This is a genomic window from Rathayibacter sp. AY1E2, from assembly GCF_002932325.1.
Classification (GTDB): domain Bacteria; phylum Actinomycetota; class Actinomycetes; order Actinomycetales; family Microbacteriaceae; genus Rathayibacter.
Genome location: NZ_PSVO01000009.1, coordinates 83,117 through 98,066 on the forward strand (window position 1 = coordinate 83,117; position 14,950 = coordinate 98,066).

The window sequence follows — 14,950 nt, forward strand, 5'->3', positions numbered from 1 at the left end:
GTCGACCCGCCCGCGTCAGGAATCGGAGAGCGAGGATCCGCAGCGGTAGACGCCCGTCACGAGGGTGTCGATCGCGGTCTTCGCCGAGTCGGAGACGTCGCCGAGAGCGTAGACCGCGAAGGTCAGCTCGGTGCCGTCCGCCGCGGTGACCACGCCGGCCAGTGTGTAGCCGGTGTCGATCCAGCCCGTCTTCGCGCGCACCGCGCCGTCGGCCGCGGCGTTGTCGCCGGCGAAGCGGTCGGAGTAGGAGAGCGAGCCCGTCCGGCCCGACACCGGCAGGCCGTCCAGGAGGATCCCCAGCTGCCCCTCGCGGGCCTGCACCTTCCGGAGTAGCTCGGTGAAGTACGCCGGCGCGACCGCGTTGTCGTCGCTCAGGCCGGAGCCGTCGACGATCGCGATCCCGGACGTGTCGACGCCGTAACCGGCGAGCCCCTGCAGCACACCGGCCTGCTCGGCAGCGAAGTCGCTGCCCGCGCCGGTGCGGATCGCGACGAGCAGCGCGAGCATCTCGGCGATCGCATTGTCGGAGACGAGCAGCATCTGCTGCACGAGCGTGCCGACCGGAGCCGACTCCACCGTGCCGAGAACCGCGGCGCCCGCGGGAGCGGTCCCGGTGGAGACCACGGGCGAGCCGTCCAGCTCGTCGGCGAACGCCTCTCCGGCCCGGCCGACCGGATCCGTGCCGCGCTCGGAGGTCGAGGCCGTGGGGTCCTCGCGATCGCCGTCCACCTGGAGCGCCGTGATCTCGGGCATGTAGCCGTCGACCTGCTCCTTGCGGTTCCAGCTCGGCTGCCAGGTCTCGCCCGAGTAGAGGGAGGAGTCGAGCACCAGCGACGTGATCGGCGTCCCGGCGGTGGACGGGTCCGCCTCCCAGGCGCTCTCGACCTGCGCCGCGAGATCGTCGAGGTGGGCCGCTCCGGCGTAGGTCGACTCCCGGCCGGTCGGGAGCCGGGTCAGGGTGAGGTCTCCCCCGCCGACGAGGACGACGCTCCCGGGCTCGCTCCCGCGGACCACGGTGGTGGCGATGCGCGTGTCCGGGCCGAGGACCGCGAGCGCCGACGCGGCCGTGAGGATCTTGAGGGCGGAGGCGGTGCGGGACGCGGTCCCGCCCCCGCGGTCGAACAGGACCTCGCCCGTCGCGGCGTCGACCACACGCGCCTGCATCGAGCCCAGGCGCGGGTCGGCGGCGAGCCCCGCCACCGAGCAGGTGCGGAGCGCCTCGGCCGCCGCTTCGGCGGTGGGCCGCGCCGTGGCCGTCGGCGTCGGGGTGGGAGTCGCGGTGGCGGTCGGGGTCGAGACGACGGGCAGCGCCCCGGGCTCCGTGGCGCTGCCGAGGGCCGTCCCCACGCCGAAGGCGCCGCCACCGAGCACGGCGGCCACGAGCACCGCGGCGACCACGAGAGTGCGGCGACGGCGGGGAGGAGGCGTGTCGGTCATCCGCAACAGGGTAGCGACGCGAGTTCGACGCGACCTGGACGTCGCGGATGAGGCCGGGAACTCGCGGATCCGGCCGGGACGTCGCGGATGACGGGAGAGGGAGCCGCCTGTGGGAATCGAACCCACGACCTTCTCATTACGAGTGAGACGCTCTGCCGACTGAGCTAAGGCGGCGTGCACGCGGGGCCTGAGCCCCGGACACGATTACACAGCATAGCCTGCTCGCGCCCCCGTGCGTGAATCAGGACGGCGCGGTCGAGCAGAGGCTCCGCGACGGCGGCGGCGACCGCCGCGCTCGGCTCAGGCGAGCGCGCCGCGGAGCTCCTCGAAGGAGCGGGCGATGCGTCCGGGCAGGGCCTCCCGGCCGTCGTGATCGACCCAGGCCGCCCAGGCGTGGCGGACGGCGGCGAGCCCGAGGAGCGTCAGCATCCGCGCCCGGCTGCGCACCCGCTCCGCGTCGTCGTCCTCCTGTCCGAGACGCTCGGCGACGAGCCCCTCGACCGCGAGCTCGAACTCGCGCATGCCCGCGATCTTCAGACCGACCAGATGCGGGTGCTCGCGGAAGAGCGCGCGGCGGAGGACGTGCAGCTCCCGGTCCTCCTCGAGCGGCTCCTCCATCGCGGCGACGAAGACCCGCTGCAGGTCCTCGAGCACGGCGCCCCGGCCCGCGACGAAAGCCGCCGCCGTCTCGTCGGCGATGACCGGGAGCCCGCCGACCAGCGCGTCCTCCTTCGAGGCGAAGTAGTTGAAGAAGGTGCGCGTGGAGACGTCGGCGGCGCGCGAGACGTCGTCGATGGTCACCCGCTCCGGCCCGCGCTCGCTAGCGAGGCGGAGGACGGCGATCTCGATCGCCCGCCGCGTGGCCAGGCGCTTGCGCTCGCGGAGCCCGGGCTGCTGCTCGCGGGACCGCTCCTGCTCGGTCAGCACTGCGGATCCACCTCCGGAACGGTCCCCTCGAGCAGGTACGCGTCGACCGCGTCGTTCACGCAGGACGTCGACTTGTTGTAGGCCGTGTGGCCCTCGCCGTCGTAGGTGACCAGGTGACCGGCGGAGAGCTCGCCCGCGAGCGCCTGCGCCCACACGTAGGGCGTCGCGGGATCGTTCGTGGTGCCCACGACCAGGATGGGCGCCGAGCCCTCCGCGGTGATCGGCTCGCGGGAGCCCTCGAACGCCGCCGGCCACTCGCTGCAGAGGATGTCGCCGTAGGCCATGTAGCGGCCGATGGTCGGCGCGGCCTGCTCGAGAGCGGCCTCGTCGGCGCGCATCGAGGCGGTGTCGGCGTCGTAGGAGTAGTCGACGCAGTTGATCGCGAGGAACGCCTCGGTGGTGTTGTCCGCGTACCGGCCGTCCGCGTCGCGCCCGTTGTAGGCGTCCGCATACTGGAACGCGACCGCGGGGTCGCCCCGGCGCACGCCGGCCAGCATCTCGCTCAGCGCTCCCCACGCCGTGGCGTCGTAGAGCGGGTAGACGATCGCGGTGAACAGCGTGCTCGCGCCGAGCTCCCGGCCGTCGGCGGCGCGGATCGGCGAGGCGTCCACGTCCTCGAGCATGCGCTTCAGCTGGGCCATCCCCGCGTCGACGGTGCCGGTGAACGGGCAGTCGTCCGAGCGGAGGCAGTCGGCGAGGTAGGCGCGCAGTGCGCTCTCGAACCCCTTCGCCTGCTCGCGCACCACGTCGAACGAGGTGGCCGCCGGGTCGATCGCGCCGTCGAGGACGAGGCGGCCGACCCGGTCCGGGAACAGCCCGGCGTAGGTCGCTCCGAGGAACGTGCCGTAGGAGTAGCCGAGGTAGTGCAGCGTCTCGTCGCCGAGCGCCGCGCGCAGCACGTCGAGATCACGGGCGGCGCTCGGGGTGCCGACCTCGGGCAGCAGCGGCCCGCTGCGCTCCTCGCAGGCGGCGGCGAACGCGGCAGCGGTCGTGCGCTGCGCCTGGATCCACTCGTCGCTGCCCCGCTCCCCCGGCGTGATGTCGTAGAGGTAGGAGTCGAGCCCCGCGGCGTCGAGGCAGGAGACCGCGGTGGAGGCGCCCACTCCGCGCGGATCGAAGCCGACGACGTCGTACCGGGCGGCGAGCGCGGAGTCGACCGCGTAGTCGGCGCTGTCGCGGATGAAGTCGACGCCCGACGCTCCCGGCCCGCCCGGATTCACGAGCAGGGACCCGATCGCCGGGCCCTTCGTCGCGGGTCGGCGCACCAGAGCGATCGACGCGGTCTCCCCCGAGGGGTCGTCCCAGTCGAGCGGGACGGTCGCGTCGGTGCAGAGAGCGCCGTCACCGCAGTCGTCCCAGACCAGCACCTGCGAGTAGTAGCGCTCCAGGGAGTCGTCAACGGTCTGCGGGTAGGGGGTGGAGGTCCGGTCGACGCTCGGGCCGGGCGCGAAGCAGCCGGTCAGGAGGGACGCGGCCGCGACGAGCGCGACGACGGCGGCCGACCGGCGCCCCCGCCTCACGCGGCCACCGGACGGCGCGCCGCGACGACGAGCAGCGCCTCGAGAGCGAGGACCGGGGAGACGTTCGCGTCGATCCGCTGCCGGGCTGTCGCGATCGCGTCGAGGACGGCGAGCGTGCGGTCGGGCGGAGTCGCGTCGGCGAGCGCGGTCATCTCGGTCCGGACCTCCTCGTTGATGACGCCGCCGGGCGCTCCGAGCTGGAGGCGCACCACGTCGCGGTAGAGGGAGAGCAGGTCGACGAGGATCCGGTCGAGGCCGTCGCGGAGGCTCCGGGTCGCGCGTCGCTTCTGGTCCTCCTCGAGCGCCCGCAGCTGCGAGCGGAGCTGCGCGGGCACGGTGCCCCCGGGCTCGACGCCGAGTGAGCGCAGCGCCTGCTGCCGCTCGGCCTCGTCGCGCTCGAGGGTGATCGCCTTGGCGTCCTCGGTCGCGACCTCGATCATCCGCGCAGCGCCGAGCACCGCGTCCGAGACGCCGCGGAGGCGCAGGGCGATGCGGAGCGTCTCCTCGCGGCGCTCGCGCGCGTTCGCGTCGGTCGCCAGGCGGTGCGCCATCCCAATGTGGCTCTGAGCCTGGCGGGCGGCGCGCTCGGCGGTCTCGGGGTCGACCCCGTCGCGGCGCTCGAGGAGACCGGCGACGTCCTCGACGCTCGGCACGCGGAGCCGCACGGAGCGGACGCGGGAGCGGATGGTGGGGAGCAGATCGGCCTCGCTCGGGGCGCACAGGATCCAGACCGTGCGCTCCGGCGGCTCTTCGAGCGCCTTCAGCAGCACGTTGGACGTGCGCTCGCTCATCCGGTCGGCGTCCTCGATGACCATGACGCGGTAGCGCGACACCGAGGGCGAGTACTGCGAGCTGCTGACCAGCCGCCGCACCTCGTCGATCGAGATGATCACGCGCTCGGTCGTCAGCACGGCGAGGTCGGGATGGGAGCGGGCGGCGACCTGGCGGCAGTCGGGGCACTCCCCGCAGCCGCCGTGGCGGCAGAGCAGTGCGGAGGCGAACGCGTAGGCGAGGTTCGAGCGGCCGGACCCGGGAGGGCCGGTGATGAGCCAGGAGTGCGTCATCGACGACGACTCCCGGCCACGGTCGTCCCGGGGCGTCGAGGCGTCCTGCAGGGCGCCGATGGCGTGCTCCTGCCCGACGAGCTGGCTCCAGACGGTCATGCCACCAGGCTAACCGCGAGCACCGACAGCCGACGCGCCGTCGAGGAGGACGGCGACCCGCTCCCGCACCGCGGCCGCGATCTCCTCGACGGGGAGAGCGGCGTCCAGGACGAGGAAGCGCTCGGCGTCCGTCTCGGCGATCGCCAGGAACGCCTCGCGCACGCGCCCGTGGAACTCCGCCTTCTCGGCCTCCAGCCGGTCGAAGCGGGTGCGGGCCGCGTCGAGCCGGCCCCGCGCGACGGCGGGGTCGAGGTCGAGCAGGACGGTGAGGTCGGGCCTCAGGTCGTGGGTGGCCCACTCCGAGAGCCGCCGGACCTCGACGGCGTCGAGGACCCGCCCGGCTCCCTGGTAGGCGACGGAGGAGTCGATGTAGCGGTCCTGCACGACGACCTCGCCGCGCTCGAGCGCCGGTCGCACGAGCGTCCCGATGTGCTGGGCGCGGTCCGCCGCGTAGAGCAGGGCCTCGGCCCGCGGATCGATCTCGCCGCGGTGGTGCAGAACGATCTCGCGGATCTGCAGGCCCACCTCGGTGCCCCCGGGCTCGCGGGTGCGGACGACGGTCTCGCCCCGCGTGCCCAGCCACTCCTCGAGCAGCCGGGCCTGCGTGGTCTTGCCCGCGCCGTCCCCGCCCTCGAGGGTGACGAACAGCCCGGTCACGACTCGGTCGCGTCCGACGTCTCGGCGGCGGCCGCCGCGGCCGCGCGGCTCGCGGCGGTGGCGCGGGGCGTGGCGGTGGCGCGGGGCGTGGCGGGCTTCTTCGCTGCGGTCGTCTTCTTGGCGGCCGCGGCCGTCTTGGCCGCGGTCGTCTTGGCCGCCGTCGTCTTGGCCGCCGTGGTCTTGGCCGCGGTCGTCTTCGCCGCGGGCTTCCTGGCCGGCGCGCGCTTGGCCGGAGTCTTCTTGGCCGGGCCCTTCGCACGCTTGTCGGCGAGCATCTGGACCGCCTGCTCGAAGTCGATCTCCTCGATCGTCAGGCCCTTGGAGATCGTGACGTTGGTCTCGCCGTCGGTCACGTAGGCGCCGAAGCGTCCGTCGCGGATCCGGATCGGCTTGCCGCTGACGGGGTCCGCCTCGAACTCCTTCAGCGCGCTCGACGCGCGTCGCGCCCCGTACTTCGGCTGAGCGAAGATCTCGAGCGCCGTCGGCAGGTCGACCTCGAAGATCTGGTCCTCGCTGGTGAGCGACCGGCTGTCGGTGCCCTTCTTGATGTACGGGCCGTACCGGCCGTTCTGAGCCGTGATCGGCTCGCCGCTCTCGGGGTCGTCACCGACCGTGCGCGGCAGGTCGAGCAGGCGCAGCGCCGTCGCCAGGTCGATCGACGCGACGTCCATGGACTTGAAGAGGGAGGAGGTGCGCGGCTTCACGACAGCGGGCTTCTTCGCGCCGCGCTTCGCGGGCACGGGCTCGACGACCTCCCCGGTGGCGGGATCCGCCGCGGTCTCCGGCTCCGGATCGACCTCGGTCACGTAGGGGCCGAAGCGCCCGTCCTTGACGACGACGTTCTTGCCCGAGTCGGGGTTGCTTCCCAGCACGCGGTCGGTCTGCACCGGGGCGTCGACGAGCTCCTGCGCCTTGGCGGGCGTGAGCTCGTCGGGAGCCAGCTCGAGCGGCAGGTTGACGCGACGCGGCGTCTCCTGCCCCTCCTCCTGGGCCACCTCGAGGTAGGGGCCGTACTTGCCGATGCGCAGGGTGATGTCGTCCGTGATCCGGACGGAGTTGATGCTCTTCGCATCGATCTCGCCGAGGTTGTCCACGACGTGTCGGAGCCCGGGGTGCGTGCCTCCGCCGAAGTAGAAGCGGTTGAGCCAGGCGACGCGGTCCTCCTCGCCGCCGGCGATGCGGTCGAGGTCGCCCTCCATCTCGGCGGTGAAGTCGTACTCCACCAGGTCGGAGAAGAAGTCCTCGAGCAGCCGGACCACCGAGAAGGCGATCCAGTTGGGCACGAGGGCGGTCCCGCGCGGAGTGACGTAGCCGCGGTCGACGATGGTGGAGATGATCGACGCGTAGGTCGAGGGCCGGCCGATGCCGAGCTCCTCGAGCGCCTTGACCAGGCTCGCCTCCGTGTAGCGCGGGGGCGGCGAGGTCTCGTGGCCCTTGGCCTCGACCTCGGCGACGACCAGGCTCTGGCCGACCTCGAGCACCGGCAGCTTGGCGTCTTTCTCGTCGCGGGCGCCGTGACGCTCCTCGTCGCGCCCCTCCTCGTAGGCGAGCAGGAATCCGCGGAAGGTGATGACGGTTCCGGAGGCGGTGAACTCGGCGGTCTTCGCGACGTCGCCGGCCGGCTCGGCGAGCAGCGTCACGGTGGCGGTCGAGCCCTTGGCATCGGCCATCTGCGAGGCGACGGTGCGCTTCCAGATGAGCTCGTAGAGGCGGAGGTCGTTGCCGCGGAGGGTGCCCGAGAGCTGGTCCGGGGTGCGGAAGGTCTCGCCCGCGGGCCGGATGGCCTCGTGCGCCTCCTGCGCGTTCTTGTTCTTGCCGGAGTACAGGCGGGGCTTGTCCGGGACGGTCTCGGCTCCGTAGAGGGACGCGGCCTGGGTGCGTGCGGCGTTCAGCGCCTGCTGCGAGAGCCCGGGTGAATCGGTCCTCATGTAGGTGATGAAGCCGTTCTCGTAGAGCGACTGCGCGACGCTCATCGTCTGGCGCGCCGAGAAGCGGAGCTTGCGCGCCGCCTCCTGCTGGAGCGTGGACGTGGTGAACGGGGCGGCGGGGCGGCGCGAGTACGGCTTGGACTCGAGGTTCGAGACCCGGACCGTGGTGGCGGGGTCGCGCAGCGCCTCGGCGAGGGCACCGGCGGTGGACTCGTCGAGGACGGTGACGTCGCCCTTCAGCTGACCGCGGTCGTCGAAGTCGCGGCCGCTTCCGATCCGCTTGCCGTCGAGCCGCGCCAGGCGGGCGTCGAAGCCCGCCGCGGCGTCCGACTCGGGTGCGAGCACGGTGGCGAGGTCCCAGTAGCTCGCCGACACGAACGCCAGGCGCTCCCGTTCGCGGTCGACCACCAGGCGGGTCGCGGCCGACTGCACCCGACCGGCCGAGAGCCCGGGGCCGACCTTGCGCCACAGCACGGGCGAGATCTCGTAGCCGTAGAGGCGGTCGAGGATGCGGCGGGTCTCCTGGGCGTCGACCAGGGAGGTGTCGATGTCCCGGGTGTTGTCGCGCGCCTTCTGGATCGCGTCCTTCGTGATCTCGTGGAAGACCATGCGGTGCACGGGGACCTTGGGCTTGAGCTCCTCGAGGAGGTGCCACGCGATGGCCTCGCCCTCGCGGTCCTCATCTGTGGCGAGGTAGAGCTCGTCGGCGTTCTTCAGCGCGCGCTTGAGGTCGGCGACCGTCTTCTTCTTCTGGTCGGAGACGACGTAGTAGGGCTCGAAGCCGTTGTCGACGTCGACGGAGAACTTGCCCAGCGGGCCCTTCTTCAGCTCCGGGGGGAGGTTCTTCGGCTCGATGAGGTCGCGGATGTGCCCGACGGAGGCGAGCACCTCGTAGCCGTCGCCCAGGTACTGGGCGATGGTCTTGGCTTTCGCCGGCGACTCGACGATCACCAGCTTCTTCGTGCCGGACACAGTTCTCCTCGATTGGTGCTGTCGGGTCGGACGACCAGTGGTCCGACGTCCCCTGCTGCGGGGAGACGGTGCGCGGCGACGTGGTGCGGGGAACGGCGACGCGTCCCCATCGGCGGGGGCGCCCGACAGGCACACCATACACACTGACCCCGGACGTCCTGCCCCCTCCCGAGGACACGGGGACCTCGGGAGGACGCTGGACACGGCCTCGGAGCCGCCTGCCCGGCCTGCCGTCGGCGGGGGTGACGCGCGGCGCCGATCGGCGCATGATGAGGCATGGCAACGACGCACACCACCACGACCGCCGCCTACACGGCCAAGCTCCTCGACGGACCGCTGGAGGGCAAGACCCTCCGCCGGGGATACGGCGACGATCAGGCCCCCGCTGCACGCCTCGAGATCCCCGGGGCGAGGGCGGGCTCCCGCTACATCTACCTCCTCGCCGGCGGCCTCGAGCACGACGAGGGCGCGGGCGCCCTGCCGACCGCCGCCGCGTACCGGTACCAGCGACTCTCCTCCGACTGACGCGCTCCCGCGGCGTCGTCCGGACCTCGGTCCGGACGACGCCCGCTGCTGCCCCCGCCCTCAGGGCGGCGGGCCGGCCCTCGACCGCGCCGTGAGGGAGAGCGGACCCGCGGCGACGGCCGCCTCCGTTCTCGCGACGCCGCCGTCGACGTCGCAGAGGACGAGCTCGGCGCCGTTCGCGCGGGCCACGGCGGCGGCACGTCCGCACGGATCCCCGGCCAGCAGGCCGGAGGCGACGTCGGCCGCCGCCAGGGACGAGGCGTCCGCGGCGGCGACCGCTCGCTGGTGCCCGACGACTCCTGCGCAGCCGGCGAGCACGGCGGCCGTCACCAGGATCGTGCCCGCGACGACTCCGATCGCCACGACCGCGGCCGAGCCCTCCTCCCGGTCGCGGACAGCCCCGGGGAGCCGGCGGATCATCCGCCCCCGCCCAGCGCGCAGGACCGGACCGAGACCGGGAGCGAGACCGCCGGGAGCGGGCGCAGCCGGGCCGCGACGTCGACGCAGACCAGTCCGTCCTGCTCCCCCGCCGTGAGCGACGCCCCCGTCACCCGGGCGAGCGGCGCGCGGGGGTCGTCGCCCCGGGCCGCGGACCGGGCCGCGTCGGCGGCCGCGTCGACGAGCCGGACGTACTGCGCCGAGGCCGCCACCGACCCCAGGCACAGCGCCAGCACCGCGACCACCGCCGGGAGCACGAGCGCGAGCTCGGCAGTGGCCGAGCCCTCCTCCTGGACGAGCCGCCCGCGCAGCAGCGGAAGGCCTCTCATCCCGCCGCGGTGAGCGCGCGGGTCACCAGGTCGGTCAGGATGCTCCGCACCTCGTCGCCCTTGAGGATGACCACCAGCAGCCCGGCGAAACCGACCGCGGCCATCGTCGCGATCGCGTACTCCGCCGTCGCCGACCCCTCCTCGTCGCCCAGAGCGCCGAGACCTCCCCACCCGGGTCGGCGCCACTCGACGCGCCCCGCGGAGACGTCGATGCCCGTTCCTCCGCCGGACGCCGCACCTCCGCCGCTCCTCGAGCCCCGGCTCGTTCCGGGCACACCACTTCCCGCATTCCTGCTCCTACCGAGTCCTCGACTCCGGGAGACTCCCCCGCCGCTGATCGCCGTGTCACTGCTCATGTGTCCTGCTCCGTTCCGCCCCGCTCCGTGCCCCTCCTCCGAGGATCGCTGACTCCCGATCCCACCGATCGACCCTCCGGCCGATCCGTGGAAACGCCTCCCGATCCCGCCCCTGTGGAGGAGCGGTCGACCGCGTCACGCCGCCACCGAGAACGTCGAGAGCAGCACCGAGACGACCATCGGAGCCACTCCGAGCAGCAGGAACGCCGGCAGCACGCAGATCCCGAGCGGCAGCATCAGGGTCACGCCGAGCCGAGCGGCTCGCTCCCGCGCCCCGGTGGACGCCCGTGCCCGGACCAGAGCCGCCTCGCTCCGGAGCAGGCGTCCGGCCGGCACGCCCGCCGCCGCGGAGAGGGCGAGCACCGGGTCCGCGTCGGAGAGCACGCGCTCGCCCGAGTCGAGCCCGCACTCGGCGAGCGCCGCCACGACCCGGGCGCGCGACGACTCGATCGAGCCGCCACCGGCCAGCGCCACCGAGAGGAGGTCGAGCGCGAGCCCGGGCGCCGGATCGGCCGGGGCCGCGCTTCGGACGAGGCGCCGCGTCCACGCGTGCGCGGCCGCCATCAACCCGGCTCCCCCGACCAGGCAGACCGCACCGGGCACCGTCCCGAGGAGCACGCCGACCACGTCGAAGCCCAGCAGTGCCCCCAGACCCAGCGCCGCCAGCGGCAGCGCGCTCACGACCCTCCCGGTGGCGGAGGGACCGGCCAGAGCCACCTCGATGTCCCGGCGGGCGCGCGCCAGCTCGCGCAGGGACTCCGCCAGCTCGCCGAGAGCGGCGGCGACCGGCGCGCCGGAGTCGGCGGCCACCCGCCACGCGGCGGCCAGCGCCGCCCACGCGGTCACCTCACCGGTGTCGGGCGCTCGCCGTCGCGGCCGCTTCCGCTCCGAGCCGCTCCGCCGCGAAACCGGCGTCCCGCGCAGCAGCGCCTCCGTCACGTCGCCCCCGCGGCCGGCCTCCTCCGACACCGCCCGGAGCAGTCGCCGCCGCCGCGCGTCCCCGCTGTCCGCCCCCTCCGTCCCCGCGAGATGCCCGAGGGCCGACGCGGGAGCCACTCCCGCCGCGAGGAGGACGGCCAGTCGGTGCACGACGGCCGCGACCTCGTCCAGCCCGTCGCGGCCCGTCACGCGCTCGACCTCGAGGCGCTCGGGAGCGACCCGTCCTCGACCCTCAGGCGGCCGGCCGCGTCGAGCGCGAACGTCCCGAATGCCGCCAGCCGCCGCCGCCCGTCGCGGCGCTCGAGGTGGAGCACCAGGTCGATCGCGCTGACCGTCTGGCGGGCGATCGCCTCGGACTCGAGTCCCGCGAGGACCCCGAGCGCCTCGAGACGCGCGGGCACGTCCTCGAGGGAGTTCGCGTGGAGGGTCCCCGCACCACCGTCGTGCCCGGTGTTCAGCGCGGACAGCAGCTCGCGCAGCTCGACGCCGCGGCACTCGCCGAGGACCAGGCGGTCCGGACGCATCCGCAGCGCCTCCCGCACGAGCCGGTCCAGGCCCACGGCACCGGCGCCCTCGAGGTTGGGCTGCCGCGCCTCGAGCGAGACGACGTGCGGGTGCGCCGGCCGGAGCTCGCCGACGTCCTCGATGGCGACGATCCGCTCGGTCGGCGCCGCGCACCCGAGCAGGGCGCCGAGCAGGGTGGTCTTGCCTGATCCACCGGCTCCCGTGATCAGCAGGTTCCACCGCTCGCGGACCGCCCGGCGTAGAAGCCGCACTCCGTCGTCGTCCAGCATCCCGGCCGCCTGCAGCTCCCCGAGCGTCCAGGAGTCCGACCGCGGCACCCGCACCGACACGAGCGCTCCCCCTGTCGCCACCGGCGGCAGCACGACGTGCACGCGGACCCCGTGGCGGAGCCTGACGTCCACGCACGGGCTCGCCTCGTCGACGTGCCGCCCACCGGCCGCGACCAGCGCGACGGCCAGCCGCCGTGCTCCGGCGGCGTCGAGCGTCCACTCCGGAACGCGCTCCGCACCACCGCCCCGGTCGATCCAGAGGCCCGCGCCGCCGTTCACGAAGAGGTCGGTCACCGCGGGATCCGCGGCGTGCGGCGCGAGCAGCCCGAGACCGGCGGCGGCGGGCCGCACCGGCAGCGGGTCGCGGCGGTGCTCGGCGGGGACGAGGGGGACGAAGTCGCGGGTCATCCCGGCACGCTAGGAGCCCGTTCCGCGCGCCGGGGCGCTCCCTGCCCGATCGGAGGAGAGACGCCCGCGTCGGCGCCTGTGGAGGAACGACCCGGGCCGGACGCGCGCGCAGGGGCGGCCCGGGGCTCTCGGCAGGGAGCCCCTCCGAGGAGGGTCCCCACGGCGCAGAGAAGCCCAGTCGACGAGGAGACGTCCCGGCATCGCGGAAACGCCCCCGCGAGCGGGCTCGAGCGGGGGCGTCCCTCCGCCGGATCCGGCGGGAAGAAGGGGGCGGCACCCATTGGGGGGAACAGGTGCCGCCTCGGCGGCGCTGGATTGGGGGGAATCACTTGCGCCGCTGGGCCGAAGTTCATTCGGCCGTATGCAACTGTAGGGGACGGATCGCGATTCGCCAAGCCCGGATCCTGTTCTCTGCGGACTCTTATCCGACACCCGCCCCGCACCCAGCTTGCGGCGCTCGGCGATCCGCGCTGGAGGCGGGCGCTACGGTGGTGCGACGCCGACCGCGCGGGCCGGCGAACGTCTCACTCGCGAAGGAGCGAATCGCAGATGTCCACTCCCCCCGACGCCCCGGCCGCCGACCGGAACGCCATCGACAACCTCCTCCACGAGACCCGCCGGTTCCCGCCGCCGGCCGATCTCGCCGCCGGAGCGGTCGCGACCGCCGCGCTCTACGACGAGGCCACGGCCGACCGCCTCGCCTTCTGGGCCGACCGGAGCCGCGAGCTCCTGCACTGGCACCGGCCGTTCACGCGCACCCTCGACTGGAGCGAGCCCCCGTTCGCGAAGTGGTTCGACGACGGCGAGCTGAACGTGGCCTACAACTGCCTCGACCGCCACGTCCTGGCCGGCCACGGCGACCGCGTCGCCCTGCACTGGGAGGGCGAGCCCGGCGACTCCCGCTCGATCACCTACGCCGAGCTCACCGCCGAGGTGAAGCGCGCCGCGAACCTGCTCACGAGCCTCGGCGTCCGCGCCGGCGACCGCGTGGCGATCTACCTGCCCATGATCCCGGAGGCGGTCATCGCGATGCTCGCCGTCGCCCGGCTGGGGGCGGTCCACTCCGTCGTCTTCGGCGGCTTCAGCGCCGAGAGCCTCCGCGCGCGGATCGACGACGCGGAGGCGACACTCGTCATCACCGCCGACGGCGGCTGGCGCAAGGGCGCCGTCTCGCCCCTGAAGCCGGCGGTCGACGCCGCGCTCGCCCTCGGCGGCGAGTCCAGCGTCCAGCACGTCCTGGTCGTGCGCCGCGGAGGCAACGAGGTCGCCTGGCACGAGGGGCGCGACCTCTGGTGGCACGAGGAGATCGTGGCGGTCGACGCCGACCACGTCGCCAAGCCGTTCCCCGCCGAGCAGCCCCTCTTCATCCTCTACACGAGCGGCACGACCGGGAAGCCCAAGGGCATCCTGCACACCAGCGGCGGGTACCTCACCCAGGTCGCCTTCACGCACCGCGCGGTCTTCGACCTGCACCCCGAGTCGGACGTCTACTGGTCGACCGCGGACGTGGGCTGGATCACCGGACACAGCTACGTCGTCTACGGCCCGCTCGCCAACGGCGCCACCCAGGTGATGTACGAGGGCACTCCCGACAGCCCGCATCCCGGCCGCTGGTGGGAGATCGTCGAGAAGCACGGCGTGACGATCCTCTACGCGGCGCCCACGGCGATCCGCTCCTTCATGAAGCTCGGCCGTCAGATCCCGCAGCGCTTCGACCTCTCGAGCCTGCGCCTGCTCGGATCGGTCGGCGAGCCGATCAACCCGGAGGCGTGGGTCTGGTACCGCGACGTCATCGGCGGCGGCCGCACCCCCATCGTCGACACCTGGTGGCAGACCGAGACCGGCGCGATGATGGTGTCCCCCCTGCCCGGGGTGACGACTCTCAAGCCCGGGTCGGCGCAGGTCGCTCTGCCGGGGATCTCGATCGACGTGGTCGACGACTCCGGGACGCCGGTCGGCGCCGACGAGGGCGGACTGCTCGTGATCACCGAGCCCTGGCCGGCGATGCTGCGCGGCATCTGGGGCGACCCGGAGCGGTACGTCGAGACCTACTGGTCGAAGTTCGGCGACCGCTACTTCGCGGGCGACGGGGCGCGTCGTGATCAGGACGGCGACCTCTGGCTCCTGGGGCGCGTGGACGACGTGATGAACGTCTCCGGCCACCGCCTCTCGACCGCCGAGATCGAGTCGGCCCTCGTCTCGCACCCGGTCGTCGCCGAGGCGGCCGTCGTGGGAGCCGCGGACGAGACCACCGGCCAGGCCGTGGTCGCGTTCGTGATCGCGAAGGCGAGTCAGGCCGAGGCGCTGGCCCACGGGCACGACGAGCTCGAGGCCACCCTGAAGGCGCACGTCGCCGAGCACATCGGCGCGATCGCCCGCCCGAAGCGGATCTTCGTGGTGCAGGAGCTGCCCAAGACCCGCTCGGGGAAGATCATGCGCCGGCTGCTGCGCGACGTGGCGGAGGGACGTGCCGTGGGCGACACGACGACGCTCGCGGACACGCAGGTGATGGCGGTGATCTCCTCCGCGATCGCCGCGGACTGATCGGGCGCCGCCC

General features: G+C 73.8%; 13 protein-coding genes and 1 tRNA gene. 2 read left to right on the forward strand and 12 right to left on the reverse strand.

Annotation, left to right across the window (positions count from 1 at the left end; all coding sequences use genetic code 11):
• Window positions 1-15: 15 nt before the first annotated feature.
• From dacB to topA, 7 genes are all read right to left on the reverse strand, one after another.
• Window positions 16-1,437 (reverse strand): D-alanyl-D-alanine carboxypeptidase/D-alanyl-D-alanine-endopeptidase, encoded by a 1,422-nt coding sequence (gene dacB / locus C5C49_RS08930; RefSeq protein ID WP_104345982.1) that lies wholly within the window; start codon window positions 1,435-1,437, stop codon window positions 16-18.
• A 101-nt stretch (window positions 1,438-1,538) separates the two neighbouring features.
• Window positions 1,539-1,611 (reverse strand) — tRNA-Thr (locus tag C5C49_RS08935).
• A 126-nt stretch (window positions 1,612-1,737) separates the two neighbouring features.
• Window positions 1,738-2,364: a TetR/AcrR family transcriptional regulator gene (locus C5C49_RS16965; RefSeq protein ID WP_181027157.1), complete on the reverse strand. Its 627-nt coding sequence runs from the start codon at window positions 2,362-2,364 to the stop codon at window positions 1,738-1,740.
• Window positions 2,358-3,884 carry an alpha/beta hydrolase gene (locus C5C49_RS08945; RefSeq protein ID WP_104327795.1) on the reverse strand — a complete coding sequence of 509 codons (1,527 nt, stop codon included), beginning with the start codon at window positions 3,882-3,884 and terminating at the stop codon, window positions 2,358-2,360. Before C5C49_RS08945 ends, C5C49_RS16965 begins: the two co-directional genes overlap by 7 nt.
• A complete protein-coding gene (locus tag C5C49_RS08950) occupies window positions 3,881-5,047 on the reverse strand; it encodes a DNA polymerase III subunit delta' (protein WP_104222203.1) in 1,167 nt (388 codons plus the stop codon). Before C5C49_RS08950 ends, C5C49_RS08945 begins: the two co-directional genes overlap by 4 nt.
• Window positions 5,048-5,056: 9 nt before the next feature.
• Window positions 5,057-5,704 (reverse strand): dTMP kinase, encoded by a 648-nt coding sequence (gene tmk / locus C5C49_RS08955; RefSeq protein ID WP_104237717.1) that lies wholly within the window; start codon window positions 5,702-5,704, stop codon window positions 5,057-5,059.
• Window positions 5,701-8,604 carry a type I DNA topoisomerase gene (topA, locus tag C5C49_RS08960; RefSeq protein WP_104345983.1) on the reverse strand — a complete coding sequence of 968 codons (2,904 nt, stop codon included), beginning with the start codon at window positions 8,602-8,604 and terminating at the stop codon, window positions 5,701-5,703. Before topA ends, tmk begins: the two co-directional genes overlap by 4 nt.
• A gap of 276 nt (window positions 8,605-8,880) precedes the next feature.
• Between topA and C5C49_RS08965 the strand changes: the two genes are divergently transcribed.
• On the forward strand, window positions 8,881-9,129 hold the full coding sequence (locus C5C49_RS08965) for a hypothetical protein (protein ID WP_104345984.1): 249 nt from the start codon (window positions 8,881-8,883) through the stop codon (window positions 9,127-9,129).
• Between the two features lie 60 nt (window positions 9,130-9,189).
• Here the strand turns inward: C5C49_RS08965 and C5C49_RS08970 are convergent, their stop codons facing one another.
• The 5 genes from C5C49_RS08970 to C5C49_RS08990 form a co-directional block, all read right to left on the reverse strand.
• Complete coding sequence (locus tag C5C49_RS08970; RefSeq protein ID WP_104222195.1) at window positions 9,190-9,549, reverse strand: Rv3654c family TadE-like protein; 360 nt, start codon at window positions 9,547-9,549, stop codon at window positions 9,190-9,192.
• Entirely contained in the window at window positions 9,546-9,896 is a 351-nt protein-coding gene (locus C5C49_RS08975; protein WP_104222193.1) for a TadE family type IV pilus minor pilin, read from the reverse strand. The genes C5C49_RS08970 and C5C49_RS08975 overlap by 4 nt, the downstream gene beginning before the upstream one ends.
• A complete protein-coding gene (locus C5C49_RS08980; protein ID WP_244229600.1) occupies window positions 9,893-10,171 on the reverse strand; it encodes a DUF4244 domain-containing protein in 279 nt (92 codons plus the stop codon). The genes C5C49_RS08975 and C5C49_RS08980 overlap by 4 nt, the downstream gene beginning before the upstream one ends.
• A 216-nt stretch (window positions 10,172-10,387) precedes the next feature.
• The gene (locus C5C49_RS08985) at window positions 10,388-11,380 is read right to left on the reverse strand and encodes a type II secretion system F family protein (protein WP_104345986.1); all 993 of its coding nucleotides are present in this window, start codon (window positions 11,378-11,380) and stop codon (window positions 10,388-10,390) included.
• Window positions 11,377-12,393: a TadA family conjugal transfer-associated ATPase gene (locus C5C49_RS08990; protein WP_104345987.1), complete on the reverse strand. Its 1,017-nt coding sequence runs from the start codon at window positions 12,391-12,393 to the stop codon at window positions 11,377-11,379. Before C5C49_RS08990 ends, C5C49_RS08985 begins: the two co-directional genes overlap by 4 nt.
• A gap of 549 nt (window positions 12,394-12,942) precedes the next feature.
• Here C5C49_RS08990 and acs point away from each other — a divergent pair.
• Complete coding sequence (gene acs, locus C5C49_RS08995; protein ID WP_104345988.1) at window positions 12,943-14,937, forward strand: acetate--CoA ligase; 1,995 nt, start codon at window positions 12,943-12,945, stop codon at window positions 14,935-14,937.
• Window positions 14,938-14,950: the final 13 nt, after the last annotated feature.

Coding starts and splice junctions, on each gene's coding strand:
- dacB (WP_104345982.1), bottom strand. CDS start 1,437: ATGACCGACACGCCTCCTCCCCGCCGTCGCCGCACTCTCGTGGTCGCC.
- C5C49_RS08950 (WP_104222203.1), bottom strand. CDS start 5,047: ATGACCGTCTGGAGCCAGCTCGTCGGGCAGGAGCACGCCATCGGCGCC.
- C5C49_RS08965 (WP_104345984.1), top strand. CDS start 8,881: ATGGCAACGACGCACACCACCACGACCGCCGCCTACACGGCCAAGCTC.
- C5C49_RS08970 (WP_104222195.1), bottom strand. CDS start 9,549: ATGATCCGCCGGCTCCCCGGGGCTGTCCGCGACCGGGAGGAGGGCTCG.
- C5C49_RS08975 (WP_104222193.1), bottom strand. CDS start 9,896: ATGAGAGGCCTTCCGCTGCTGCGCGGGCGGCTCGTCCAGGAGGAGGGC.
- C5C49_RS08990 (WP_104345987.1), bottom strand. CDS start 12,393: ATGACCCGCGACTTCGTCCCCCTCGTCCCCGCCGAGCACCGCCGCGAC.
- acs (WP_104345988.1), top strand. CDS start 12,943: ATGTCCACTCCCCCCGACGCCCCGGCCGCCGACCGGAACGCCATCGAC.